Below are 24041 nucleotides of genomic sequence, written 5' to 3'. Positions count from 1 at the left end.
GACCGCCTAGTTCATCGTCGGGATGACGAAGTGGTCGGTGTCGGCCACGTGCGCACCCTCGATGTCGCCTTCCTTGACACCGGACGGCCAGCGCTGCGTGACCGTCTTGGTCTTGGTGTAGAAGCGGAAGGCGTCGGGGCCGTGCTGGTTGAGGTCGCCGAAGCCGGAGGCCTTCCAGCCGCCGAAGGTGTAGTACGCGATCGGGACGGGGATCGGGACGTTGATGCCGACCATGCCGACCTCGACGCGGGCCGCGAAGTCGCGGGCGGTGTCGCCGTCGCGGGTGAAGATCGCGACGCCGTTGCCGTACTCGTGCTCGGTGGGCAGGCGCAGGGCGTCCTCGTAGTCGCGCGCACGCACCACGGTGAGCACGGGACCGAAGATCTCCTCCTTGTAGATGGACATCTCGGGGGTGACCTTGTCGAACAGGGTGGCGCCCGAGAAGAAGCCGTTCTCGTGGCCCTCGAGGACGAAGTCGCGGCCGTCGACGACCAGCTCGGCGCCTTCTTCGACGCCCTGGGCGATGTAGCCGTGCACGCGGTCGCGGGCGGCGGCGGTCACGAGCGGACCGAAGTCGGCCTTCTCGTCGAAGCTGGTGCCGATACGCAGGTCGGCGATGCGCTCGGTGAGCTTGGCGACGAGACGATCCGCGGTCTCCTCGCCCACGGGGACGGCGACGGACAGCGCCATGCAGCGCTCACCGGCCGAGCCGTAGGCGGCGCCGACGAGTGCGTCCGCGACCTGGTCGAGGTCGGCGTCGGGCATGACGATCGCGTGGTTCTTCGCACCACCGAAGCACTGTGCGCGCTTGCCGTTCTTCGCGGCCGTCTCGTAGATGTACTGCGCGATGGGGGTCGAGCCGACGAAGCCGATCGCCTTGATGCGCGGGTCGTCGAGCAGGTAGTCGACGGCGCTCTTGTCGCCGTTGACGACGTTGAACACACCGGCGGGCAGGCCGGCCTCGAGGAACAGCTCGGCCAGACGGAGCGGCACCGAGGGGTCGCGCTCGGAAGGCTTGAGCACGAACGCGTTTCCGGCGGCGAGCGCCGGGCCGGCCTTCCACAGCGGGATCATGGCCGGGAAGTTGAACGGGGTGATCCCGGCGACGACGCCGAGGGGCTGACGCATCGAGTACACGTCGATTCCGCCGCCTGCGGACTCGGTGTACTCACCCTTGAGGAGGTGCGGGGCGCCGATCGCGACCTCGATCACCTCGAGGCCGCGCTGGATGTCGCCCTTCGCGTCGGGGACGGTCTTGCCGTGCTCGCTCGACAGCAGGTGGGCGAGCTCGTCCATGTTCTCCTGCACGAGGTACACGAACTTCATGAGGACGCGCACGCGCTTCTGCGGATTCCAGGACGCCCACACCTTCTGCGCCTCGGCGGCGTTGGCGATGACGGCGTCGACCTCGGAGTCGGCCGCGAGCGGCACGCGGGCCTGGACCTCTCCGGTGTTGGGGGCGAAGACGTCGGCGAAGCGGCCGGAGGTGCCGGCGACGTGCTGCCCGCCGACGAAGTGGGTCAATTCTCGAACGCTCATGTCCGATCCCGTCCTTTACTGGTGTGCGATGACGTGGGGTGTGCGATTTCGGCACGAACGGGCCCAGGCCCGAAGTCTTCGCTCATCCTATAGTTGGAAGTCCACGTATGTCTACCGTCACACCGGACCGGATCGGCCGGCACCCTCACGCACGGTCGATGCGCGAGGGGCCGATATCAGCCCTCGGCGATCTGCTGCACCTTCGCGTACGCCAGGTGCAGGAAGTCGGCTCCGGTCAGCGCCGCGAACGAACCCGCCACCAGACGCGTGAGATTCGGAGCGTAGACGCGGCCGAAGACCATCGCCGTCACCGTCCACAGGTCGAGGCAGAAGGGGCAGGCCAGCAGTTCCCCGACGGCGTGACGGACCCGCGACGACTTGCGGGGCTGCTCCATCACCTCGGCCGGACCACCGGGGCCGTCGAACTTCGTGAACGGTGCGCGGACGGGACTGGTCACCGCCGCCTTGCTCACGATCCGGGAGACCTTGTGGCTCGCGAGCGCGGTCACCACGAGATCGCCGGCATCGGGCTTCGGCATCGGCCGCCCGCGCTTTGCCGCGACGGCGCCGAGCGTGCCGACAGTGGTGAGGTACACGGACATGAGCACCGCATATCCACCGAGGGGTCGATCCTCCCCGTTCCGATAGGTGTCGGCCTCCTGCTGGACCGCATCGACCGCACGTTCGGCGTTCTCCCGCGCTGTCGACGATGCTTCCGGAGTCCGCATGAATCCTCCACTCGTGGCATGTGCTGTCGGTGGCGCGACCGGAGCCGTCACCTTCACGGGCGGCATACCCCGGGGACGGACGACACAACCACCGGCGACCGATCGAGGTCAACGCATGCGGCGGTAGAGATCCTCGAGGTCGATGATCCCCCGGATCACCACGGCTTCGTCGGTTCCGCCGGCCCGCAACGCGCGGCGCAGCAGCATCGGATCGAGGTCTTCGAGCGCGGGACGGAACCGCTCCGTGGGCAGCTCGGACAACTCGGTGTCGTCGCCGTAGAAGTCCCGCGCCGCGGCCACCTCTTCGTCGGCGCCCGCATCGTCGACGCCGCCGATCAGCGTCGCGAGGTCCACCCCGCGCAGGGTCAGGACCGCGAACGGTTGGTCGTCGACGTGTTCTGCGAGCAGGTAGGCGACGGCCGCGGCGTGCTTGCAGGGCCACCCGTCGTCGGGGCAGGTGCAGTCGAAGTCGAGTTCACCCGCGCGTCGCGGGAGGAGGGCCGATCCGAGTTCCTCGGGAAGGATGCCCGCCGCAAGTCGCGCCAGCATGCCCGGCGACGAGCGGACGAGCGAGACGAGCTCTCCCACCGCCTCCTCGTCGAGCGTGCGCACCCGCACCGCCGAGGTGAACGGGGTGAGTTGACTGCCCTGCACGTCGCCGACGGCCGCTCCGGGTTCGAGCCGCATGGAGATCACCTGGCCGGCGCGTGCATACGCACGGCCCCGCGTCAGTCGCCCCTTCTCGGCGACCTCCTCCATCGCCGAGATCAGTTCCTTCGACCACCAGCTGCGGCCGATCGAGCCCCGCTTGGTGCGCGCCTCGATGCCGCCGTCGATCCGGCGGGCCGTGCCGTAGCGGCGTACGTTGCCCCGTGCCATCTAGTCCCCCACCGCGTCGTCGCCGAGGGTGAGCAGGGAGTGCAGCTGATCGGTGGACAGCTCGGTGATCCAGTTCTCCCCTGCCCCGACCACAATCTCGGCCAGTTCCTGCTTGCCGGTGAGCATCTCGTCGATACGCTCCTCCACCGTTCCCACACAGACGAGCTTGCGGACCTGGACGTCGCGACGCTGCCCGATCCGGAACGCACGGTCGGTGGCCTGGTTCTCCACCGCCGGATTCCACCACCGGTCGAGATGCACGACGTGGTTGGCGGCGGTGAGGTTCAGTCCGGTGCCGCCCGCCTTGAGCGAGAGCACCATGATCGGCGGTCCGCCCTCGCTCTGGAAGCCGTCGACCATCGCGTCGCGCCGGCCCTTGGACACTCCCCCGTGCAGGAAGGGCACCGTCGTGGCGAACCGCTCCTCGAGATAGGGCACGACGAGCTCACCGAACTCGCGGAACTGCGTGAACAGCAACACCTTCTCGCCGTCGGCCAGCACCGACTCGACAATGTCCTCGACCAGGCCGAGTTTGCCCGAGCGGTGCCGTCCGCGACGCAGGACGGGCGAGCCGTCGCCCAGATAGTGCGCGGGGTGGTTGCACACCTGCTTGAGCCGGGTCAGCGCCGCGAGCACCGCGCCCTTGCGGGCCATGCCCTCCTTGTCCCGGATCCGGCGCATCATGTCGTCCACGACGGCCCGATACAGGGCGGCCTGCTCGTCCGTGAGGTTGGCGCGCACGGTCTGCTCGAACTTCTCGGGCAGATCGGAGATCACGTCGGGGTCGGTCTTGACGCGGCGCATCACGAACGGCGCGGACAACGCCCGCAACCGCGCCGCAGCGACGGCGTCGTGGTCGCGCTCGATCGGCACCGCGAAGCGGGCCCGGAAGGACGCCGCGGTGCCGAGCAGGGACGGATTCGCGAAGTCCAGGATCGCGCGCAGTTCCTCGAGCCGGTTCTCCACCGGTGTGCCGGTGAGCGCGATCCGGTGCGCCGCGGGCACGGCGCGCGTGGCGCGGGACTGCGCGGTCGCGGTGTTCTTCACGTGCTGGGCCTCGTCGAGGACCACGCGTTGCCAGGTCAGCGTCGCGAGCTGCGCGACGTCGCGGGCGGCGATGGCGTACGTCGTCACCACGAGATCGTGGTCGGCGGCAGCGGCGGCGAGCGCCGGTCCGCTCAGCCGCTGGGCGCCGTGGTGGACGTGCACCCGCAGGTCGGGCACGAACCGTTCGGCCTCACGCTGCCAGTTGCCCACCACCGACATCGGGCAGACCAGCAGGGTCGGGGCGTTCCGCAGGCCCGACTCTCGTTCATGGGCGAGCAGCGCGAGCACCTGGATGGTCTTGCCCAGGCCCATGTCGTCGGCGAGCACGGCGCCGAGACCGAGCCGGCTCATGAACGCGAGCCAGTCGAGGCCGCGCTGCTGGTAGGGACGCAGTTCGGCGTTCAATCCCGCCGGCACGGGGACAGGCTCGGGGTGCGCCTGCCCGTCGAGCAGCATCTCGACCCAGCCGGAGGCGGAGATCTCGGTGACCTCCGCGGGCGGAGCATCGTCGCCGGTGAACTGGGCGAACAACGACCCGAGGGTCGCATCCTCGGCGGAATGCGCGGTGACGTACCGGGCCGCGCGGGCCAGCGCCTCGGCATCTGCCCGCACCCATTTGCCGCGCAGTTTGACCAGGTCGCTGTTGGCCGCGACGAGCTCTTCCATCTCCGACGGGGTGAGCAGCATGTCGCCGACGGCGAGCTGCCATTCGTACGAGACGATCGCGTTCATCCCGACGACGCTGTCGTCGGCGCTCACGGGGGCGACGGGTGACTCGACCTGCAGACGCAGGGACGGATCGACCCGGGTCCAAGCGCGCGGTAGCAGCACCGCGATGCCTGCGGCGTCGAGCTCCCGGGCGCCGTGCTCGACGAGATCGACGACGACCGGGGTGGGCAGCAGAAGGTCGAGACTGTCGGGATCGCGGGGCACGTCCTGCAGGCGGGGATAGGCCTGGAGCGCGGTCCCGAGCTTGCGCACGCCGATCTGGAGCAGGTGCGGGTCGGTGTCCTCGACGGGCAGCGGCGTCGGGGACTGTCCCTCCGGACGCAGGCACACCTCGAGCCGCCAGATGGAGTCGGCTCCGACCCCGTCGTCGACGTCGTCCGGTTCGACGAGGCGCAGCACGAGGTCGGGTTCGTATCCGGCGAGGCTGGCACGCCATTCCTCGAGCGCATCGGCCATGCGCTGGGTGCCACGGGGATGGGGACTGCCCTCGGCCAGTGCAGCGACGAGGGGGTGCAGCGAGGTCGACGAGCCGTGGAGGGTGCGCACGATGGGGTCGGTCAGTTCGCGGCACAGATCGTCGAGGAGATCGACGGGCCGTCCGAGCTGTCGTTGCGCGGGAGACATCGCGGCCGCGAGTTCGGCGGACCAGGCCCGCGTCTTCTCGCCGCCGAGCAGGCGCCACCGCGCCCACCACTGCTTCTCGACACGCACGAGCTCCGGTGCGACGCGGCCGGCCTGCGCCCACCTCTCGATGCCACGGGCGACGTGCGCGAGGTATCGCAGATCGCCGCCGACACCCCCGGGACGTCGCGGCATGTCCAGCAGAAGCTCGGCTGCGTCCGCCGGTGCGACCGCGACGGCGGGCAGCGTGCTCGGCTCCGTCTCCGTAGGGAAGGTGAGGGTGACGCGATGGCGGAACGGGCGGTCGATCCACCGGCGCAGCGCAGACGGCAGCGCGTCGGGATCGGGCTCTGCGGCGGGGTCCCACCACAGCATCAGGCCGGATCCCGGTGACCACAGCCCGTGCAACATGCCCACTATCGTGCCAGCCGCACCCGACCCCGATGGCAGGCTGGGTCCCATGGCACGCGCATACGGCTTCGTGGAGTACGGCGGTCCGGAGACACAGCAGCTGTTCGACACCCCCGTCCCACCGCCCGGTCCGGGGCAGCTCCTCGTGGCAGTCCGGGCCGCGGGCGTGAACCCCGCCGACTGGAAGGTGCGGTCCGGACGGCGCACAGGCAGCGTCACGGTGCACTTCCCGGCGGTCCTCGGCCGGGAGGTCGCCGGTGTGGTGGAGGCCGCCGGTCCGGACACCGGCTTCCGGCCGGGCGACGCCGTCTTCGGGGCCACCGCGGAGGGCTACGGCGGCTACGCCGAGTACACCCTCGTCGACGCGCGGGCTGCTGCGCTCGTGCCCGAGTCGGTGCCGTTCGAGGTGGCGGCCACCCTTCCGGTCGCGGCCGGAACGGCCTTCGACATCGTCGAGTATCTCGAGATCGTCGATGCGGACACCGTCCTCGTCCTGGGTGCCGGTGGTGGTGTCGGGTCGGCGACGACGCAGCTCGCGCACAACGCCGGGGCCGCCGTCCTCGGTGTGGCGAGTGCGGGGAAACGGGATCTCGTCGAATCGTGCGGCGGTCTGTGGATCGAGTCCGGTGACGGGTTCGACGCGCGGGTCGCGGCCACCGCGGAACGGTGCGGGGCGGTGACCGCGGTCGTCGACCTCGTCGGTGGCGACGTGCTCGAGCGGGCGGTCGCGCTGACGCGGGCACCGGAACGGGTCGTGAGTGTCGCCGATCCGGCACGCGCGGAAGAGCTGGGCGGTTCGGGAATCACGCGGCGACGGACCCGGGAGGTGTTCGAGCAGGTCGTGGCGCTCGTCGAGCGTGGTGTTCTGACGCCGCGCGTCGAGCGGACCTTTCCGCTCACCGAGGCCGGGGCTGCGCTGGAACTCGTCGAGTCCGGGCACGCCGGCGGGAAGATCGTCGTCACCGTGCCCTGAAGATCCTGTCGGCAGGGCATGTCAGGATCGCCGCGTGCGTGGGGGGAACGCGACGTGGTGGGTGGCGGCAGTGGTGGTCGCGGTGGCGGTGTCCTGGTTGTGGGACCGCACCGCGCCGGGGTCCGGGACGGTGCCGGGCAGCCCCACCCGAGCCGAGGTGCATCTCCTGCTCGAGCAGGTGACGGTGGTCGATCAGCGCCGGAAGGTTCCCGGCTATCAGCGGGGCTGCGGCGCGGGCGAGCGATGCGTGTTCGGTCCGGCCTGGTCCGACGACCATCCCGGGGCCGGTGGGCACGACGGTTGCGACACCCGCAACAACGTCCTCGCGCGCGACCTCACCTCCCCCACCTTCCGGGCCGGCACCGACGACTGTGTCGTGACGAGTGGGGTCCTGAACGATCCGTACACCGGTGCGCGCGTGGAGTTCCGGCGTGCCGAGGCGAACGCCGTGCACATCGATCACATCTATCCGCTCGCCGCGGCTTGGGATCTCGGTGCCGCCGCATGGCCCGCCGAACGTCGACTCCGGTTCGCGAACGACATCACCTACAACCTCGTCGCTGTCGACGGGCAGGCCAACCTCGACAAGCGCGACGGCACGCCGGCCCAGTGGCTGCCACCGGCTCCCGGTTACCGCTGCTGGTTCGCCGGCCGGTACCTGACCGTGGCGGTGCGCTACGCGTTGCCGATCACGGTCGACGACCACCGTGCCTTGGTGGGCGCGGCGGAGTCGTGCCCGTGACATCATCGCGACCAGCAGTCTCCCCGCCTGGCAGATGCCGTTGACGGCGGAGATGACGAGGGCGGCGAGGTCGGGATCGGAATCGACCAGTCGCACCGCACGTTCGGGTCCGCAGTACATCGCCGGGGTGAACGCGTTGCGCGCTGCGGGCCGGTCGATGATGCACCAGACGATCGCGCCTTCCCGTTCGAATCTCAGTCCTCCTGCACCCAGATCGTCTCCCTTGCATCGGACAGTATCTTGTTCTTTGTTGTGAGAACAACGTGCTCTCCTGAGAAAATCGCTCTTTCCGAACATGTAGGGTCTACGGTGAGCAAATGCTCGAGCGCATCTCCAAGGACACCCGGCTGTGCATCTCGATGTCCGGCCGTCCCAGCAACATCGGCACCCGGTTCCACAACCATCTCTACGAGGAACTCGGCCTCGACTTCGTCTACAAGGCGTTCGCGCCCGCGAACATCGAGGACGCCGTGGCGGGGATACGCGGCCTGGGCATCCGCGGCGCCGGGGTGTCGATGCCGTTCAAGGAAGCCGTGCTGCCCCTCGTCGACGTGCTGCACGATTCGTCGCGGGCCATCGAGTCCGTCAACACGATCGTCAACGACGACGGCGTCCTGCACGCTTACAACACCGACTACCAGGCGGTGAGCGATCTGCTCGTCGAGCACGGCGTCGACTCCGCCCTGCCCGTCACGGTGGTGGGCAGCGGCGGCATGGCGAAGGCGGTGACAGCGGCGCTGCGCCACAACGGATTCACCGACGGAACGATCGTCGCGCGCAACGGGGACACCGGACGACCGCTCGCACGCAAGTACGGCTACGAATGGCGCGCCGACACGAGCGACGTCGCACCCGGGCTGATCGTCAACGCCACTCCGATCGGGATGGCGGGCAGCGCCGAAGCGGACGACCTGCCACTGCCCCACGACTTCGTGGCCGCAGCGTCGAGGGTCTTCGACGTCGTGGCCGTCCCGCCGGACACCCCACTCGTCCGACTCGCCCGCGAGCACGACATCCCTGTGATCACGGGCGACGAGGTCATCGCGCTGCAGGCGGCACTGCAGTTCGAGCTCTACACGGGAGTGACCCCGACGCGCGAGCAGGTGCGCCGCGCGTCGGAGTACTCCCGTTCCTGAACGGTCGGGACGGAGGAGGACTCGGCCGTCAGACGATATGGCCCTGTTCGAGACCGTCGAGCACCACGGCGGCGGCATCGACCGCGACGGTCATCTCGACGCGGGTGATGTCGTGCGTGGCGGGGGTTCTGCAGATCGAAGTTGTTGACCCACGCGGCCGTTCGCGCCGACTGGAACACGAACGTGGTGGTCACGGTGTCGCCCCCCAGGTCGCCGACGAACCAGCCGGTGAAGAACGGGCCGAGGTCGACGCCGTAGGTCGCCTCGCACTCGCCGGCGATCACCGGTGCGGCCTCGACGAGGTGGGCGACGATCGCTCCGAGCAGGGTCGCCAGGACTGCAGCACCTACCGTGGCAGCTGTCCCATTCACGACCGGTGGTCCCGCCTCCGGAGTGCAGTTCTCGTCGGCGATGTTGCGAATCGTCGACGAGAACTGCCCATCGGCCGGCGGATCGCCGCTCAACTGCCGGTGGCGACCTCCCGCTTCGGATCCGCCGACCACTGCGACCACGAACCCGGATACAGCGCGGCGTCGATGCCCGCGATCTCGAGCGCGGCGATCTCGTGTGCGGCGTTGATTCCCGATCCGCAGTACACGGCGACGTCGGTGCGCTTCACGCCCAGCGTCGAGAAGCGGTGCGCGATCTGATCCGCGGGCAGGAACGACCCGTCCTGACGGAGGTTCTCGGTGGTCGGCGCGCTGACTGCGCCGGGGATGTGGCCCGCCCGGCGATCCACCGGCTCCTCGTCGCCGCGGTACCGCGCGTGGGCGCGCGCATCGAGCAGAACTCCGTGGGTCGCGTAGGTCGCGGCCTCATCGGGACCGATGGTGGGCATGTGGCCGGGGCTCAACGTCACGTTGCCGGGCTTCTTCTCGCCGCCCGGTCCCGCGGCGAGAGGGTGCCCGCCGGCGATCCACGCCTGCAGTCCGCCGTCGAGCAATCGCACCTCGGAGTGCCCCGCCCAGCGCAACAGCCACCACGCGCGGGCCGCGGCGAGATCGCCGCTGTCGTCGTATGCGACGACGAGAGCACCGTCGTCGATCCCCCACCGGCGTGCGGTGGCCTGGAAACGGTCGATGTCGGGCAGCGGATGACGACCGAGCTCGGGTGCGGGCGGATCGGCGAGATCCTCGTCCAGGTCGACGTAGACCGCTCCGCTGATGTGCCCCTCATGGAATCGGCCCCTTCCGTGTCTGTCGCCGAGTGCCCAGCGGACGTCGAGTATCACCGGCGACCGGCCCTGCTCGATCATCTCGGCGAGTTCGACGGTGGAGAGAAGAACGGGGGTATCGGACATGACCCGATCCTGACACGAACGGCACACGCCGTTCCGGCTTTGGGGCGACACGCCGTGCGTGCCGGGACGACCCCGGCGGGCGGACACGCCCTGTGCACGTCCGATTCGGGGGTTTTGCGTCTCGGTTCGGGATTGGCGTGGGGGTTGGTCTGATTTGACGTGCGGAGAGCACTATCGTCGAGACGTGAGCAACCGCCAACCGACGAGCCCAGCCGCCCCGCCTGAGCCGGAGCAGTTCCCGGTGTTGTGGCCCATGCAGACGCGTTGGGCCGACAACGACCATTACGGCCACGTCAACAACGTCACGTACTACTCGTACTTCGACTCGGCGGTCAACGGGTGGCTCATCTCCACCACCGGTGTCGACATCCGCGAACTCGACGCGATCGGGGTCGTGGCCGAGACCTCCTGCCGCTATCTCGCCGAGCTGTCCTTCCCCGACCGCCTGCAGGTCGGACTGGCGGTCGAACGTCTGGGCACACAGTCGATCACCTACTCGCTCGCAATCTTCCGGGAGGCCGACGACACCCTGATCCCGGCGGCGACCGGCCGGTTCGTCCACGTCTACGTCGATCCGCAGACGCGCCGCCCCGTCCCGATCCCCGATCAGATCCGCAAGGCCGCCGCCCAGTTGGTCACCCCGAACGCGGGCCGCTGACGCCCTACGTCGCCTCGTCTCCGCTGCGCCCGGCCGCCCGGTTCAGCAGCGGAGCTGTGCGCTGCGGGACGAGGTCCTGCATTACCAGCGACATGTCCGTGCGCTCGACGCCGCGGATCTTCAGGATCCGGCCCGCGAGCCGATAGAGGTCGTCGGCGTCACGGGCGACCACCTTCACCGACAGGTCGATCTGCCCGGTCAGCCCGTAGACCTCGGTGACCTCGGGGATCTGTGCGAGTTCGTCGACGACCTCGTCGAGACGGTGCTGATCGACCCGGGTCGCCACGTAGGCGGCAAGCGGATAACCCAGGCTGACGGGATCCACCCGCCGGTCGAACGAGGCGAGCACGCCCTCGGCCTCCCATCGGGCAAGGCGCGCCTGGACGGTATTGCGGGACAACCCGAGACGCTGCGCCAGCTCGACTCCCGTGGCCCGTGGTGTGCGCGTGAGTTCGAGCAGCAGACGCGCATCGGTGGCATCCAGACTGGTCATTTTCCGCAGTCTGCCAGCTAGGAGCACCCCGAAACCGTGCTTTCTGCACGGTTGGGAGCGGATCGATTGCGCACGCGCGAATTGCCCGGATGATGTGATGTACGGCACACATCATCCGGTCGGGCCTCACGAGGGCACGCTGGATCCGCACCGACGAGGTGATCCGATGGTTGTACCGACCGTCTATCCGGTCCAGTTGATCCAACCCGACGGGCGACGCGTCCTCGACACCGGGTACGGCCCACTCGTAGCCGACGTCGGCCCCGACGAACTGCGCGGGCTCTACCGCGACATGGTCGTCGCGCGACGCGTCGACGCGGAAGCCACGGCGCTCCAACGGCAGGGTGAGCTCGGCCTCTGGGCGCCGCTCCAGGGCCAGGAGGCCGCGCAGGTCGGCTCCGCCCGGGCACTCGCGCCCGACGACTACGTCTTCACCAGCTACCGCGAGCACGCCGTCGCGTTGTGCCGCGGCGTCGACCCCGCCGACATGACCCGCCTGTGGCGTGGGTGCGGACTGTCCGGATGGGATCCGCAGACGGTCGCCACCACCAACCCAGCCATCGTCGTCGGAGCCCAGGGCCTGCACGCCACCGGTTACGCGATGGGCGCGAAGCTCGACGGAGCCGAGATCGCCACCGTCGTGTACTTCGGCGACGGCGCCACGAGCCAGGGCGACCTCGCGGAGGCCATGGTCTTCTCGGTCAGCTGGGGTGTCGGCGTGGTGTTCATCTGCCAGAACAACCACTGGGCGATCAGTGTGCCCACCCACGTGCAGAGTCCGGTCCCCCTCGCCCGGCGCGCCGCCGGATTCGGGATGCCGGCCGTGCAGGTCGACGGCAACGACGTCCTCGCAGTCCTGGCGGTGACCCGGCGTGCCGTCCGGCATGCCCGCGAGGGTGCCGGTCCGTTCTTCATCGAGGCACTCACCTACCGCATGGGCCCGCACACGACCTCCGACGACCCCACCCGCTACCGCACACCCGCCGATCTCGAGGAGTGGCAGGCACGCGACCCCATCGATCGGTTGCGACGACTGCTCGAACGCGAAGGGCACGCCGACGACGACTTCTTCGACGAGGTCCGGACCACTGCCGACGATGCCGCGATGCGGCTCCGGCGCGGCACGCTCGGGATGCCCGACCCCGAACCCGCCGCCCTGTTCGACCACGTCTACGCCACCGAGCATCCGCTCGTCGAACAGGAACGCGCGGACTACGCCGAGTATCTGGCGAGTTTCGGCCCCACGGAGGAGGCGCGACGATGACCACCACGACGATGACCCTCGGCGGTGCCCTCAACGCCGGACTCCGCCGCGCACTCGAACGCGACCCCAAGGTCGTCATCATGGGTGAAGACGTCGGCACCCTCGGCGGCGTCTTCCGCATCACCGACACCCTGCAGAAGGATTTCGGTGAAGGTCGTGTGATCGACACTCCCCTCGCCGAATCCGGGATCGTGGGAACGGCGTTCGGGATGGCGCTGCGCGGCTACCGACCCGTGTGCGAGATCCAGTTCGACGGCTTCGTCTATCCGGCCTTCGACCAGATCGTCTCGCAGGTCGCGAAGATCCACTACCGCACGGCCGGTGCCGTGGTGGCCCCGCTCACCGTCCGGATCCCCTACGGTGGCGGCATCGGTGCGGTCGAACATCATTCGGAATCACCGGAGGTGTACTTCACCCACACCGCGGGTCTGCGGGTCGTGAGCCCGAGTACCCCATCTGATGCGTACTCGATGATCCAGCAGGCCGTCGCGCTCGACGACCCGGTGATCTTCCTCGAACCGAAGCACTGCTACTGGGAACGCGGTGAGATCGACACGGAGACCGCACCCGACCTGCCGCTCACGTCCGCGCGGGTCGTCCGGTCCGGTTCGGACGCGACGATCGTGACCTTCGGTGCGCTGGTCGCTACCGCGCTACGCGCAGCCGACATCGCCGAAGCGGAAGGACATTCGCTCGAGGTCGTCGATCTGAGGTCGCTGTCCCCCATCGACTTCGACACGATCGAGGCGTCGGTGCGGCGAACCGGCCGGCTCGTCGTCGTGCAGGAGGCGCCGGTCTTCTGCGGCATCGGCGCGGAGATCGCCGCCCGCACGACCGAGCGGTGCTTCTACCAACTCGAGGCACCGGTCCTGCGGGTCGGCGGATTCGACATCCCCTACCCCCCGGCCAAACTCGAATCCCACCACCGCCCCGACCCGGATCGCATCCTCGACGCGGTCGACCGCGCACTCGCGGCGTGAGGCGCACCGATGACGAATCCCGCCCGCGCAGTACAAGAATTCCGTCTCCCCGATCTCGGTGAGGGACTCACCGATGCGGACTGGGTGCACTGGGCCGTCGCGGTCGGCGATCGTGTCGAACTCAACCAGGTCATCGGGGAGGTCGAAACCGCCAAGGCCACGGTGGAACTGCCGTCGCCCTATGGCGGCACGGTCGAGGAACTGCTGGTCGAGCCGGGACAGACGGTGCCGGTCGGGGCACCCCTGCTGCGGATCGCCACCGAGGACGGACCCGCCGAGCCGGCCGGTGACAGCGGCGGCCCGTCCCGACCGTCGGTGCTCGTCGGATACGGACCCGGCGACGCCCCGCAGAGCAGACGTGCGACCCGCCGTGCCTCGGCGGACGCCGGTCGTGCCCGCGACGGTGATCCCCCTCCCGCACGACCCGACGCGAAGCCCGGCGCACGCAAACTCGCGGCTCTCCTCGAGGTCGATCTGGACACGGTGACGGGCACCGGCCGCGGCGGTGTGATCACGCGCGACGACGTGCGGCGCACCGCCGGACACGGCGACGAACCTACCGCAGGCCACGGCGAAGAACCCACCGCCGAACGACCACACTCACCCGCCCCTGAGGCGTCCCCCGAACGGACCACACGGATACCCGTCGGAGGGGTGCGCAAGCGGACCGCCGAGGCAGTCTCCCGCAGCGCCTTCACCGCCCCGCACGCGAGCGTCTTCCTCACGTGCGACGCGACCGCCACCGTCGACCTGGTGTCGACCCTGCGCGCGTCGCCGGCCTTCGAAGGCGTCCGTCCGACGGCGCTGAGCATCGTCTCCCGCGCGCTGTTGCACGCGATCGCCGACGAGCCGTCGCTCAATGCGCATTGGGACGACGACACGGGCGAGATCGTGCTCCACCACGACGCGCATCTCGGGATCGCCACTGCGACCTCGGACGGCCTGAAGGTTCCCGTGGTCCGGGAGGCCCAGCGCCTGTCGTTGCCGCGCCTGGCCCGGTCGATCGCCGAGGTCGCCGACCGCGCGCGGACGGGCCGCTCCACGCCGCCCGAGCTGACGGGTTCGACGGTCTCGGTGACGAACGTCGGGGTGTTCGGGGTGGACGGGGGAACACCGATCCTCAATCCCGGCGAGTCGGCGATCCTCGCCGTCGGCGCGATCTCCGACCGCCCGTGGGTCGTGGACGGTGCTCTCGCGATCCGGAAGGTGGTCACGCTGTCGCTGTCGTTCGACCATCGGCTCGTCGACGGGGAGCAGGCGGGACGGGCACTCGCGACGATCGGCGCGTTCCTCGGCGATCCCGTGCCCATGCTGCTCGCCGACAGGTAGGTGGGTGCGGCCGCCCTGACGCCGACGGCGCCCACGCGGTGATCCGCGTGGGCGCCGTGACGGAGCAGCGACAGGTCCGGAAGGCCTACAGGGCCTTCAGTTCCTCGGTGACCTCCGAGACCATCTTCTTCGCGTCACCGAACAGCATCGACGTGTTGTCGGCGGTGAACAGCGGGTTGTCGATACCGGCGTAACCGGAGCTCATCGAGCGCTTGAGCACGATGACCGACTTCGACTGGTCGACGTTGAGGATCGGCATGCCGTAGATCGGGCTCGTCGAGTCCAGGCGGGCAGCCGGGTTGGTGACGTCGTTCGCGCCGATGACGATGGTGACATCGGTGCGGCCGAACTCGCCGTTGATGTCGTCCATCTCCTTCATCGCGTCGTATTCGACGTCGGCCTCGGCGAGCAGGACGTTCATGTGGCCGGGCATACGACCGGCGACCGGGTGGATCGCGTACTTGACCTCGACACCGCGGTCCTCGAGCAGCGCCGCCATCTCCTTGACGGCGTGCTGCGCCTGGGCGACGGCCAGACCGTAGCCGGGGACGACGATGACCTGGTTGGCGTACGCCATCTGGATGGCGGCGTCCGAGGCCGAGGTGGCCTTGACCGTGCCACCCGACGCCGAGGCCACACCGGCCGCCGCCTCGCCGCCACCGAAGGCGCCGAAGACGATCGCGGGGATCGACCGGTTCATGGCCTTGGCCATGAGGTTGGTCAGGATCGTGCCCGAAGCACCGACGATCATGCCCGCGACGATCATGGCCTGGTTGTTCAGCGCGAGACCGGCAGCTGCTGCCGACAGACCCGTCAGGGCGTTGAGCAGCGAGATGACGACCGGCATGTCGGCGCCACCGATCGGCAGCACGACGAACAGACCCATCAGACCGGCGGCAATGAGCAGCGCCAGGATCCACCACGAGGCCAGCGGGTCACCGTCGGCGCTGATGCCGATGTAGACGGCGATGGCGATCGACGCGAGGACGAGGACGATGTTGGCCAGCTGGAACAGCTTCGCCGACGCGACGAGCTTGCGCTCGAGAGTCTTGTTCAGCAGTTCCTGCAGCTTCGCGAAGGCGACGAGCGAACCCCAGAACGAGATCGAGCCGATGATCGCGGCGAACAGTGAACCGACGATCATGACCACGGTCGGGTCGTCGTCCAACGTCGTGAAGCTGGTGGACTCGAGATATTCGGCCCACGCGATGAGTGCGACGGTGCCACCACCGACGCCGTTGAACAGCGCGACCAGCTGCGGCATTGCCGTCATCTTGGTCTTCAGTGCCGGCGGGACGCCGAGGATGATGCCGACGGCCAGACCGCCGATGATCAGACCCCAGTTCTCCGTGTCACGGATGTCGATGAGCACCGCGACGACCGCGATGAACATACCGACGGCGGCGATGTAGTTGCCGCGGACTGCGGTCTTCGGGCCCGTCAGACCCGACAGACCGTAGATGAACATCGCGAAGGCGATGATGTACAGGACCGAGACGAGGTAGCCCATCAGGCGTCAGCCCCCTTCTTCTGTGCAGCCGGGGAGTCCTTGCGCTGCTTGAACATCCCGAGCATGCGGTCGGTGACGACGAAGCCACCGACGACGTTCAGGGTGCCGAAGACCAGAGCGACGAACAGGATGATCTTGATGCCCCAGTGGGCATCACCGGGGAGATGACCGAGCACGACGAGAGCGCCGAGCACGACGATGCCGTGGATCGCGTTGGTGCCCGACATCAGCGGCGTGTGCAGCGTGTTCGGCACCTTGGAGATGACGGCGAAACCGACGAATCCGGCCAGGACCAGAATCGCGATGTTCGCGAGTAGTTCGTTGTACATCTAGGAGTTCTCCTTCGAACGCGTCACGCAGGCGGCCTCGAGGATCTCGTCGGAGAAGTCCGGGGCCAGGGCACCCGACTCGTCGAGGAGCAGCTCGATCAGCGCGTACACGTTCTTCGAGTAGAGCTCGGAGGCATGCTCCGGCATCGTCGCGGGCAGGTTGAGCGGCGAGCAGATGGTGACGTCGTGCTTGACGACGGTCTGCCCCGGCTCGGTGAGTTCGCAGTTGCCGCCGGTCTCGCCGGCGAGGTCGACGATGACCGAACCCGGCTTCATCCCCTCGACCGCGGCGGCGGTCACCAGGCGCGGCGCCGGGCGGCCCGGCACGAGCGCTGTGGTGATGACGACGTCGAAGCCCTTGATGGCGTCTTCGAGCGCCTGCTGCTGCTGGGCCCGCTCGGCCTCGGTGAGCTCGCGTGCGTAGCCGCCCTCACCCGCGGCGTCGATGCCGAGGTCGAGCCACTGGGCACCGACCGACCGGACCTGGTCGGCGACCTCGGGACGCACGTCGTAACCGGTGGTGCGGCCACCGAGACGCTTCGCCGTGGCCAGCGCCTGCAGACCCGCCACGCCCACCCCGAGCACCAGCACGGTCGCCGGCTTCACGGTGCCGGCGGCGGTGGTGAGCATCGGGAAGAAGCGGGTGGATTCGCTCGCCGCGACCAGCACGGCCTTGTAGCCGGCGACGTTCGCCTGCGACGACAGGGCATCCATGACCTGCGCGCGGGAGATACGCGGAATGGCCTCGACGGCATACGCCTCGACTCCGGCCTGCGTGAGGGCGCCGATCTGGTTGTCTGCGTTGCGCGGGGCGAGGAAGCCGATCAGGCGCTGGCCGGACTTCAGGTGGGCGATCTCGGCGTCGCTCGGCGGAGCGACCTTGACGACGATGTCGGCGGACCAGGCGTCGCCGACGGTCGCGCCGGCTTCCTTGTAGGCCGCATCCGGAATCAGCGCGCCCTGGCCGGCACCGGACTCGACGACGACGTCGAGACCCTTGCCGATCAAGGAGGGCACGATCTTCGGCACGAGCGCGACCCGCCGTTCCCCGTCGTTCGTCTCACGAACCACGCCGACGGTCGGACGGCGGTGCGCTCCGCTCCCCGTGTTCGATCCTTCGGTACTCAATTCTTGACTCCTGCGTCGATGAAAGTGCGCGTCGTGCCGCGATCGGCGGCGAAAGATGCGTTATCGAAGGCCATGTGACGGCCTGTCATGCACTGAAAGGCTTAAGCAGACCTACCGTGCCCTCCCGTGACCTCGCAACCTGGTCAGATCATCTGAATCGAGTCCGAACAGCAAGACGGCGCAAGTTTGTGAGGCAGCTCACCTCACAAATGCCATTTTCCTCCGGTGAGCAAGACCGTGCAGGACGATCGGAATCGGTCCCGGAAACGGCCCGGGAGCGGCCCCCGATGCGAAAGAAGGCGGAGTGCAAACAGATTCGTTCCGTGTGTACCGAACGGCGGTGTGTACCGATTCAGAACACTTCGGAATCGATTCAGATACTCGGTCACCGGACCCGGCCTTTGCGCTCGTCCGGCAGCCCGCGTAGGGGGGCGTCCGTGACACACGAACCTCGGAAGGACCCCGCGAACGACAGCACCGAGGACCTCGGCGGCGACCCGGTCTGCTGGCTCCATCTCCTCTGCCCCGACTGCGGGGCGATGCTCACCTCCGAGGAGGAACCGTGCCCGCGATGCGGCAGGGAGCACTCGATCCCGGATCCCTCCTGACCCGAGCACCTAACCTGGCCCCATGAACGTGCCGGAACCCGTCCTCGACCTCGCCCGCTCGGCCCGCCGCGTCGCCGTCCTCACCGGTGCCGGGATGTCCGCCGAGAGCGGTGTCCCCACCTTCCGCGATGCGCAGACCGGACTGTGGGAGAACTTCGACGCCACTGCCCTCGCCACACCAGCGGCGTGGGCGGACGATCCCGCGACGGTCTGGGCCTGGTATCAGTGGCGGGTCGCGCTCGTCCGGCGTGTACAGCCCAATGCCGGACACCGGGCCCTCACCGACTTGGCACGGGCGGCCCACGTGCAGATCGTGACGCAGAACGTCGACGACCTCCACGAGCGGGCCGGAAGCCCCGAGGTCACCCATCTGCACGGGAGCCTGTTCGCCCCGCGGTGCAGTCGGTGCGAGCGTGCCGTCGACCTCCCCGATCCGCCGGAGGATCCCGTCGCCCGTCTCGATCCGCCGCCGTGCCCCGCATGCGGAGGCGACGGGCGGCCGGGCGTCGTGTGGTTCGGCGAGATGTTGCCGCAGGAACCGTGGGAGACCGCGACCGAGTCCCTGCGCGATGCCGACCTGCTGCTGGTCGTCGGCACCTCGGGTGTCGTCCACCCGGCGGCCGGCCTGCCGTCGCTCGCGCGCAGTCACGGCGTACCGGTGGTGCAGATCGATCCGCGCGAGACCGATCTGAGCGACCAGGTCGACCACGCCTGGCGCACCACGGCCGCCGTGGGTCTTCCCGCCCTCGTCGACGCGCTGAGGATCGGGACCGACACACCGCGTTAAGGTGACCCGGTGAGTTCCTGTGTGTTCTGCGCCATAGCCGACGGCAGCGGTACGGCGACACGGGTGTACGAGGACGACGAGGTCGTGGCCTTCCTCGACATCCGGCCGATCGCGCGCGGGCACACCCTCGTGATCCCGCGCGTGCACGCCGCACGCCTCGAGGACCTCGATCCGGCGTCGGGCGCGGCCGTCTTCCGCGCCGGACAGCGGATCGCCCGGGCGATGACCCGTTCCGAACTCGCCACCGACGGAACCAATCTCGTCCTGAACGACGGACGGGCAGCCTTCCAGACCGTCTTCCACACCCACCTGCACGTCCTGCCCCGCTGGGGCGGCGACCGTGTCCGGATGGGTATCGGTCTGGTCCGCCGTCGACCCCACGACCCCGAGACCACCGCGGCACTCATCCGCGCCGGTCTCGAACGTCTCACCGCCGAGGAGCACCAGTGACATCGCAGCCCGACACCACCCCCGATACCTCCGCTGCCGAGTTCCCGATCGACACGATCCGGCCGCTGCTGCTCGAGCAGTTCGCCGTGCTCGACGATCTGCTCTCGGGACCGACCGAGGACGAGTGGACCACCGCCACCTGCCTACCGGGATGGACGGTCAAGGACATCACTGCGCATCTCATCGGCACCGAGTCGATGCTCGCGGGCATCGAAGCGCCGCGCATCGAACGCGACGTGCGCTCGTTCGACCACGTCCGCAACGACATCGCGGCCTTCAACGAGCTGTGGGTGGAGTCGCTGCGTCCCGTTCCCGGCCCGGACGTGCTCGAGCGCTACCGGGAGATCGTCGCCCTACGCACGGAGCAACTCGGCGCGATGACCCAGGCGGACTTCGGGAAGCAGTCGAACACTCCCGTCGGGCCGGCGCCCTACGGACGCTTCATGCGGATCCGCGTGTTCGACTGCTGGCTCCACGAACTCGACATCTGCGACGCTCTCGGCAGGACGGGCAGCGAGGGCGGCCCGCGTGCCGAACTCGGATCCGCGGAGGTCTTCGGTGCGGTTCCGTTCATTGTGGGCAAGCGCGGCAAGGCCCCCGAGGGAGCACGCATCACGATCGAACTCTCCGGTCCCCTCGCACGCACCGTCCACGTCGAGGTGCACGGACGGGCCACCGAGGTCCCGGCCCTCTCCGAACCGGCCACCACGACGATCGCGATGGACTCGGGACTGTTCGTTCGGCTCGCCGGAGGACGCGTGCGCGCCGAGGACCGAATCGACGAGATCACCCTCGGCGGCGACACCGAGGTCGGGCGCCGCATCGTCGACAACCTCGCGTTCACGATCTGACGTCGTGCGGCTGTTCCTGTCCTCCTACCGGTTCGGCGCCGACCCGGACACCTTCGTCCGTCTGGTGGCGCCGGGCCGGATCGCGGTGATCGCGAACGCCGCCGACGCGTGGCCGGCCTCCGCCCGCGCGGCGGCGGTCACGAGCGAGATGGGCCCGCTGCGGTCGCTCGGCTTCGCTCCGGAGGAGGTGGATCTGCGCGATCACCTCGACGATCCCGACTCGCTGCGGCAGCGACTGTCGGGCTGCACGTCCGTGTGGGTGCGCGGCGGCAACACCTTCGTCCTGCGAGCGCAATTGGCCCGCAGTGGAGGCGACGCCGTGCTCACGGATCTGGTGCGCAGCAACCGTCTCGTGTACGGGGGATACAGCGCCGGGGCCTGTGTCGCGACACCGTCGCTGCGCGGCATCGAGTTCTCCGACGACCCCGACGAGGTCGCCGCGACCTGCGGTGTCCCGGTGGTGTGGGACGGACTCGGCTGGGTCGAGCACGCGATCGTGCCGCACGCCGGTGACTCGATGCTGGCCGACGACGGGATACGGCAGACCCTGCGCTACCTGCGCGAGCACGGCGTCGAGCACGTGGCGTTGACCGACGACGACGCGATCGTCGTCGACACTCCTCCAGAGCACGCCCCGAGTACGGTGACATCATGACGCAGAACATCGACGGCACCGAACCCCGGATCGAGCACGACGCCGACAAGGCCCGCTTCGCGCTCTATCTCGGCGACGACCTCGCGGCCTACGCCGACTACACGCAGCACGGCGACCTGCGGGACTTCGACCACACCGTCACCGACCCGCAGTTCCGCGGCAAGGGTCTCGCCGGGATCGTGGTGAAGCACGCCCTCGACGAGACCAAGAAGCAGGGACTGAAGATCGGTACGTCCTGCTCGTACGTCGAGAAGTTCGTCTCCGAACATCCCGAATACCGCAACTGATCCGTCACACCTGCACGTCGCGGCGGCGGAAACCCACGATCGCCGCTGCGACGAGCAGCACCGCCGCGACCGCCTGGATGATCAGCGGCATCGCCGTCGCGTTCTCTGCGGGCACCAGCGGGATGTGCGAGAACGGCGACAGTGCGACGAGTTCGTCGGGTAGGTCGAGCATCTCGCCGAGCCACGCGACGAACACCGTCCACACGACCAGCACCCACACCAGCCCGGTCGCGCGCGGCACGCAGCCCAGCAGCGCGAACGCCACGGCGACGACGAGGATCGCCGCCGGCGCGTAGGCCAGGGACGCCGCGATCATCCGCAGCACCCACGCCCAGTCGCCCACCGCGAATGCGACCCCCAGTCCGGTCGCGGCGCCGGAGACGAGCAGCGCCACGACCGTCTGGACGACGATCACACCGAGTGCCGCGGACAGCCACGCGCTGCGCCCGGTTCCGGTGATGATCACGAGACCGGACCGTCCGCCGTCCTCCTCGCTGCGCATTCGCACCACCGCGGACACACCGAAGGCGGTGGCGCCGAGGGCGAGGAACATCAGCATCATCCCGGCGAAGGAGGCGGTGAGGGCGTCGGGATCCACGCCGACCATGTCCAGCACCTGAGGCATCTCGTCGATGAGATCCTCCACGGAACTGGCGAGGGCGCCCATCGCGACACCGAACAGCACCAGTCCCGTCAGCCATCCCACGAACGCTCCGCGCAGCAGGCGCCGGATCAACCCCACCGAACCGAGCAACGCGGAATCGGCCTCGGCGGGGCCTGGTTTCGGCGCCCGTAGACCGGCTCCGAGGTCGCGGCGCCGCGACAGCGCAACGGCGACGGTGAGCAGCACGACCGTCGTGGCGACGGACAACAGCAGCGGCCACCACCGCTCGTCGACGTAGAGCCGGGTCTGCTGGGCCCAGGCGATCGGCGAGAGCCACGACAGCCACGACCCGGTGGCCTCGATGATGTCGCCGGCTCCGCGGACGAAGAAGGCCGCGGCGAGCACTGCGAGCGCGGTGCCCGTGGCCGAGCGGGAGTGCTCGCCGAACTGGGCGGTCACCGCGGCGACTGCGCCGAAGAGCACCCCGGTGACGGCGGAGGCCACACCGAAGGCGATCGAGCCGACGACATCGAGCCCGCCGGCGATGAGCGCGACGGTGATGCCGGTACCCACCACGAGATTCGCGACCGAGACCAACAGCAGGGCGGCCGCCGGCGGGGCGTAGGCCCCGACGGGCAGAGCCCGCAGGAGTTCGAGCCGGCCGGATTCCTCCTGCGCTCGGGTATGCCTGACGACGAGCAGGATGCTCATGATCGCCGTCGCGACGAAGACGGTCAGACTCAGCTCGTTCGCAGTCATCGCCCCGAGCGTGTAGTTGTCGATCCCGTAGGCCGGTCCCGTCATGAGCACGGCTGCCGGATTCTCCAGCAGGGCCGCGCGGGCCTGCCGGGAGGCCTCGTCGGGATAGACCGCGGCCAGGCTGAGGACGGTCGACCACACCGTGAGGGCGAGCGCGAGGGTCCAGACGGTGATCCGCACGCGGTCCAACCGCAGGTAGAACCGCAGCAGTGTGCCGAGCCCGGTGAACGGTGCCGCGGACGTCGCGGAGGTACCGCTCGGGGTCGGCACTGCTGTCGGTGTCGTCGTGGTCATCATGAGGACACCTCCTCCACGGCACCAGCACCGGCACCGTTCCCGTCACCGGTGTCGAAGGTGTCGCCGTAGTGCCGCATGAACAGCTCTTCGAGTGACGGGGGTGTGATGGTGAGGTTCTCGACGCCGAGTCCGGCGAGTTCCTGCAGGACCGGTGCGAGGGCGGTGTTGTCGACGTCGAACGCGAGCCTGCCGTCGTCGGTGGAGAGGTCGTGGACTCCGGAGAGCCCGGCCAGTCGCTCGGCAGGGGCGGTGGTCGTGGCCCGCACGGACGAGCGGGTCAGGTGCCGCAGTTGTGCGAGGGTGCCGGTCTCGACGTCGCGTCCGGCCCGGATGATCGTCACCGTGTCGCAGAGCTTCTCGACCTCGGCGAGGATGTGGCTGGACAGCAGCACGGTCGCGCCGCGGTCGCGGAGCCTTCGCACCTCGTCGGTGAAGACCGCCTCCATGAGCGGGTCGAGACCCGAAGTGGGTTCGTCGAGCAGGTAGAGCTCGGCGTCCGATGCGAGGGCGGCGACGAGTGCGACCTTCTGCCGGTTGCCTTTCGAGTAGGTGCGGGCCTTCTTCGTCGGGTCGAGTTCGAACCGTTCGAGGAGTTCGGCGCGACGACGCGTGCGCGCCTCTCCCCCGCGGATGCGGGTGAGGACGTCGATGATCTCGCCCCCGGTGAGGGTGGGCCACAGATTCGTGTCGCCGGGCACGTACGCGAGTCGGCGGTGGATCGCGACGGCGTCGGTCCACGGGTCGAATCCGAGGACACGGGCGGTGCCGGAATCGGCACGCAGCATTCCGAGCAGCACGCGGATCGCCGTGGACTTGCCGGCGCCGTTCGGTCCGAGGAATCCCGCGACGGTGCCGCGTTCGACGGTCATCGAGAACCCGTCGAGAGCTCTGGTGGTTCCGAATGTCTTGACGATGTCGCGGATTTCGATGAGAGGGGTGTCCATCTT

At 69.2% G+C, this 24041-nt stretch carries 23 protein-coding genes; 12 read left to right on the top strand and 11 right to left on the bottom strand.

What is annotated here, in order from left to right; all coding sequences use genetic code 11:
* Positions 1-6: 6 nt before the first annotated feature.
* The 4 genes from ACQR3U_RS13200 to ACQR3U_RS13185 all read right to left on the bottom strand — a co-directional run bounded on the left by ACQR3U_RS13200 (position 7) and on the right by ACQR3U_RS13185 (position 5954).
* Positions 7-1539 (bottom strand): CoA-acylating methylmalonate-semialdehyde dehydrogenase, encoded by a 1533-nt coding sequence (locus ACQR3U_RS13200; protein WP_230810625.1) that lies wholly within the window; start codon positions 1537-1539, stop codon positions 7-9.
* Between the two features lie 176 nt (positions 1540-1715).
* On the bottom strand, positions 1716-2267 hold the full coding sequence (locus ACQR3U_RS13195; protein WP_230810626.1) for a DUF1360 domain-containing protein: 552 nt from the start codon (positions 2265-2267) through the stop codon (positions 1716-1718).
* Between the two features lie 108 nt (positions 2268-2375).
* The gene (locus tag ACQR3U_RS13190; protein WP_033097991.1) at positions 2376-3146 is read right to left on the bottom strand and encodes an SWIM zinc finger family protein; all 771 of its coding nucleotides are present in this window, start codon (positions 3144-3146) and stop codon (positions 2376-2378) included.
* The gene (locus ACQR3U_RS13185) at positions 3147-5954 is read right to left on the bottom strand and encodes a DEAD/DEAH box helicase (protein WP_230810627.1); all 2808 of its coding nucleotides are present in this window, start codon (positions 5952-5954) and stop codon (positions 3147-3149) included.
* A 49-nt stretch (positions 5955-6003) separates the two neighbouring features.
* Here ACQR3U_RS13185 and ACQR3U_RS13180 point away from each other — a divergent pair, with 49 nt between their 5' ends.
* The 3 genes from ACQR3U_RS13180 to ACQR3U_RS13170 all read left to right on the top strand — a co-directional run bounded on the left by ACQR3U_RS13180 (position 6004) and on the right by ACQR3U_RS13170 (position 8805).
* Positions 6004-6927 carry an NADP-dependent oxidoreductase gene (locus tag ACQR3U_RS13180; protein ID WP_039587752.1) on the top strand — a complete coding sequence of 308 codons (924 nt, stop codon included), beginning with the start codon at positions 6004-6006 and terminating at the stop codon, positions 6925-6927.
* Positions 6928-6997: 70 nt separating this feature from the next.
* On the top strand, positions 6998-7669 hold the full coding sequence (locus tag ACQR3U_RS13175) for an HNH endonuclease family protein (protein WP_006552554.1): 672 nt from the start codon (positions 6998-7000) through the stop codon (positions 7667-7669).
* 317 nt (positions 7670-7986) lie between these two features.
* On the top strand, positions 7987-8805 hold the full coding sequence (locus ACQR3U_RS13170) for a shikimate 5-dehydrogenase (protein WP_230810628.1): 819 nt from the start codon (positions 7987-7989) through the stop codon (positions 8803-8805).
* A 460-nt stretch (positions 8806-9265) separates the two neighbouring features.
* Here ACQR3U_RS13170 and ACQR3U_RS13165 read toward each other — a convergent pair whose 3' ends face one another.
* Entirely contained in the window at positions 9266-10105 is an 840-nt protein-coding gene (locus ACQR3U_RS13165) for a sulfurtransferase (protein WP_230810629.1), read from the bottom strand.
* Between the two features lie 184 nt (positions 10106-10289).
* Between ACQR3U_RS13165 and ACQR3U_RS13160 the strand changes: the two genes are divergently transcribed.
* Positions 10290-10763 carry an acyl-CoA thioesterase gene (locus ACQR3U_RS13160; protein WP_208635816.1) on the top strand — a complete coding sequence of 158 codons (474 nt, stop codon included), beginning with the start codon at positions 10290-10292 and terminating at the stop codon, positions 10761-10763.
* Positions 10764-10767: 4 nt separating this feature from the next.
* On the opposite strand, the gene ACQR3U_RS13155 is transcribed toward ACQR3U_RS13160, so the two are convergent.
* Positions 10768-11256, bottom strand: coding sequence for an Lrp/AsnC family transcriptional regulator (locus ACQR3U_RS13155; RefSeq protein WP_019288945.1), 489 nt, complete (start codon positions 11254-11256; stop codon positions 10768-10770).
* Between the two features lie 166 nt (positions 11257-11422).
* On the opposite strand from ACQR3U_RS13155, the gene pdhA reads away from it, so the two are divergent.
* Genes pdhA through ACQR3U_RS13140 form a run of 3 tightly spaced genes read left to right on the top strand, consistent with a single transcriptional unit; the run spans position 11423 to position 14829 of the window.
* Positions 11423-12520, top strand: a complete 1098-nt coding sequence (gene pdhA / locus ACQR3U_RS13150; protein WP_230810630.1) for a pyruvate dehydrogenase (acetyl-transferring) E1 component subunit alpha — start codon at positions 11423-11425, stop codon at positions 12518-12520.
* Entirely contained in the window at positions 12517-13500 is a 984-nt protein-coding gene (locus ACQR3U_RS13145; protein WP_230810631.1) for an alpha-ketoacid dehydrogenase subunit beta, read from the top strand. Before pdhA ends, ACQR3U_RS13145 begins: the two co-directional genes overlap by 4 nt.
* A gap of 9 nt (positions 13501-13509) precedes the next feature.
* Positions 13510-14829 carry a dihydrolipoamide acetyltransferase family protein gene (locus ACQR3U_RS13140; protein ID WP_230810632.1) on the top strand — a complete coding sequence of 440 codons (1320 nt, stop codon included), beginning with the start codon at positions 13510-13512 and terminating at the stop codon, positions 14827-14829.
* An 85-nt stretch (positions 14830-14914) separates the two neighbouring features.
* Here the strand turns inward: ACQR3U_RS13140 and ACQR3U_RS13135 are convergent, their stop codons facing one another.
* Genes ACQR3U_RS13135 through ACQR3U_RS13125 form a run of 3 tightly spaced genes read right to left on the bottom strand, consistent with a single transcriptional unit; the run spans position 14915 to position 17796 of the window.
* Positions 14915-16339 carry an NAD(P)(+) transhydrogenase (Re/Si-specific) subunit beta gene (locus tag ACQR3U_RS13135; protein ID WP_006552917.1) on the bottom strand — a complete coding sequence of 475 codons (1425 nt, stop codon included), beginning with the start codon at positions 16337-16339 and terminating at the stop codon, positions 14915-14917.
* Complete coding sequence (locus ACQR3U_RS13130; protein ID WP_006552916.1) at positions 16339-16668, bottom strand: NAD(P) transhydrogenase subunit alpha; 330 nt, start codon at positions 16666-16668, stop codon at positions 16339-16341. The genes ACQR3U_RS13135 and ACQR3U_RS13130 overlap by 1 nt, the downstream gene beginning before the upstream one ends.
* On the bottom strand, positions 16669-17796 hold the full coding sequence (locus ACQR3U_RS13125; RefSeq protein WP_006552915.1) for a Re/Si-specific NAD(P)(+) transhydrogenase subunit alpha: 1128 nt from the start codon (positions 17794-17796) through the stop codon (positions 16669-16671).
* Between the two features lie 630 nt (positions 17797-18426).
* Between ACQR3U_RS13125 and ACQR3U_RS13120 the strand changes: the two genes are divergently transcribed.
* Genes ACQR3U_RS13120 through ACQR3U_RS13100 form a run of 5 tightly spaced genes read left to right on the top strand, consistent with a single transcriptional unit; the run spans position 18427 to position 21434 of the window.
* Complete coding sequence (locus ACQR3U_RS13120) at positions 18427-19191, top strand: SIR2 family NAD-dependent protein deacylase (RefSeq protein ID WP_230810633.1); 765 nt, start codon at positions 18427-18429, stop codon at positions 19189-19191.
* A 9-nt stretch (positions 19192-19200) separates the two neighbouring features.
* On the top strand, positions 19201-19641 hold the full coding sequence (locus ACQR3U_RS13115) for an HIT family protein (protein ID WP_230810634.1): 441 nt from the start codon (positions 19201-19203) through the stop codon (positions 19639-19641).
* Positions 19638-20492: a maleylpyruvate isomerase family mycothiol-dependent enzyme gene (locus ACQR3U_RS13110; protein ID WP_006552911.1), complete on the top strand. Its 855-nt coding sequence runs from the start codon at positions 19638-19640 to the stop codon at positions 20490-20492. Before ACQR3U_RS13115 ends, ACQR3U_RS13110 begins: the two co-directional genes overlap by 4 nt.
* A gap of 4 nt (positions 20493-20496) precedes the next feature.
* Positions 20497-21147 (top strand): Type 1 glutamine amidotransferase-like domain-containing protein, encoded by a 651-nt coding sequence (locus ACQR3U_RS13105; RefSeq protein WP_230810635.1) that lies wholly within the window; start codon positions 20497-20499, stop codon positions 21145-21147.
* Positions 21144-21434, top strand: coding sequence for a GNAT family N-acetyltransferase (locus ACQR3U_RS13100; RefSeq protein WP_006552909.1), 291 nt, complete (start codon positions 21144-21146; stop codon positions 21432-21434). Before ACQR3U_RS13105 ends, ACQR3U_RS13100 begins: the two co-directional genes overlap by 4 nt.
* A gap of 4 nt (positions 21435-21438) precedes the next feature.
* Here the strand turns inward: ACQR3U_RS13100 and ACQR3U_RS13095 are convergent, their stop codons facing one another.
* Together ACQR3U_RS13095 and ACQR3U_RS13090 are read right to left on the bottom strand one after the other, a co-directional pair.
* A complete protein-coding gene (locus tag ACQR3U_RS13095; protein WP_230810636.1) occupies positions 21439-23094 on the bottom strand; it encodes an ABC transporter permease in 1656 nt (551 codons plus the stop codon).
* The gene (locus ACQR3U_RS13090; protein WP_230810637.1) at positions 23091-24038 is read right to left on the bottom strand and encodes an ABC transporter ATP-binding protein; all 948 of its coding nucleotides are present in this window, start codon (positions 24036-24038) and stop codon (positions 23091-23093) included. The genes ACQR3U_RS13095 and ACQR3U_RS13090 overlap by 4 nt, the downstream gene beginning before the upstream one ends.
* Positions 24039-24041 lie beyond the last annotated feature (3 nt).

The sequence above is a fragment of the Rhodococcus sp. IEGM1339 genome, from assembly GCF_050321925.1.
GTDB classification, from domain to species: domain Bacteria; phylum Actinomycetota; class Actinomycetes; order Mycobacteriales; family Mycobacteriaceae; genus Rhodococcus; species Rhodococcus pyridinivorans.
This window is presented reverse-complemented; position numbering and strand designations above follow the sequence as displayed.

What these genes read in the sequence shown, in the direction of transcription:
- ACQR3U_RS13200 (WP_230810625.1), bottom strand. Translation starts at nt 1,539, where the DNA reads ATGAGCGTTCGAGAATTGACCCACTTCGTCGGCGGGCAGCACGTCGCC.
- ACQR3U_RS13195 (WP_230810626.1), bottom strand. Translation starts at nt 2,267, where the DNA reads ATGCGGACTCCGGAAGCATCGTCGACAGCGCGGGAGAACGCCGAACGT.
- ACQR3U_RS13190 (WP_033097991.1), bottom strand. Translation starts at nt 3,146, where the DNA reads ATGGCACGGGGCAACGTACGCCGCTACGGCACGGCCCGCCGGATCGAC.
- ACQR3U_RS13185 (WP_230810627.1), bottom strand. Translation starts at nt 5,954, where the DNA reads ATGTTGCACGGGCTGTGGTCACCGGGATCCGGCCTGATGCTGTGGTGG.
- ACQR3U_RS13180 (WP_039587752.1), top strand. Translation starts at nt 6,004, where the DNA reads ATGGCACGCGCATACGGCTTCGTGGAGTACGGCGGTCCGGAGACACAG.
- ACQR3U_RS13170 (WP_230810628.1), top strand. Translation starts at nt 7,987, where the DNA reads ATGCTCGAGCGCATCTCCAAGGACACCCGGCTGTGCATCTCGATGTCC.
- ACQR3U_RS13165 (WP_230810629.1), bottom strand. Translation starts at nt 10,105, where the DNA reads ATGTCCGATACCCCCGTTCTTCTCTCCACCGTCGAACTCGCCGAGATG.
- ACQR3U_RS13155 (WP_019288945.1), bottom strand. Translation starts at nt 11,256, where the DNA reads ATGACCAGTCTGGATGCCACCGATGCGCGTCTGCTGCTCGAACTCACG.
- pdhA (WP_230810630.1), top strand. Translation starts at nt 11,423, where the DNA reads ATGGTTGTACCGACCGTCTATCCGGTCCAGTTGATCCAACCCGACGGG.
- ACQR3U_RS13145 (WP_230810631.1), top strand. Translation starts at nt 12,517, where the DNA reads ATGACCACCACGACGATGACCCTCGGCGGTGCCCTCAACGCCGGACTC.
- ACQR3U_RS13140 (WP_230810632.1), top strand. Translation starts at nt 13,510, where the DNA reads ATGACGAATCCCGCCCGCGCAGTACAAGAATTCCGTCTCCCCGATCTC.
- ACQR3U_RS13135 (WP_006552917.1), bottom strand. Translation starts at nt 16,339, where the DNA reads ATGGGCTACCTCGTCTCGGTCCTGTACATCATCGCCTTCGCGATGTTC.
- ACQR3U_RS13130 (WP_006552916.1), bottom strand. Translation starts at nt 16,668, where the DNA reads ATGTACAACGAACTACTCGCGAACATCGCGATTCTGGTCCTGGCCGGA.
- ACQR3U_RS13120 (WP_230810633.1), top strand. Translation starts at nt 18,427, where the DNA reads ATGAACGTGCCGGAACCCGTCCTCGACCTCGCCCGCTCGGCCCGCCGC.
- ACQR3U_RS13100 (WP_006552909.1), top strand. Translation starts at nt 21,144, where the DNA reads ATGACGCAGAACATCGACGGCACCGAACCCCGGATCGAGCACGACGCC.
- ACQR3U_RS13095 (WP_230810636.1), bottom strand. Translation starts at nt 23,094, where the DNA reads ATGATGACCACGACGACACCGACAGCAGTGCCGACCCCGAGCGGTACC.
- ACQR3U_RS13090 (WP_230810637.1), bottom strand. Translation starts at nt 24,038, where the DNA reads ATGGACACCCCTCTCATCGAAATCCGCGACATCGTCAAGACATTCGGA.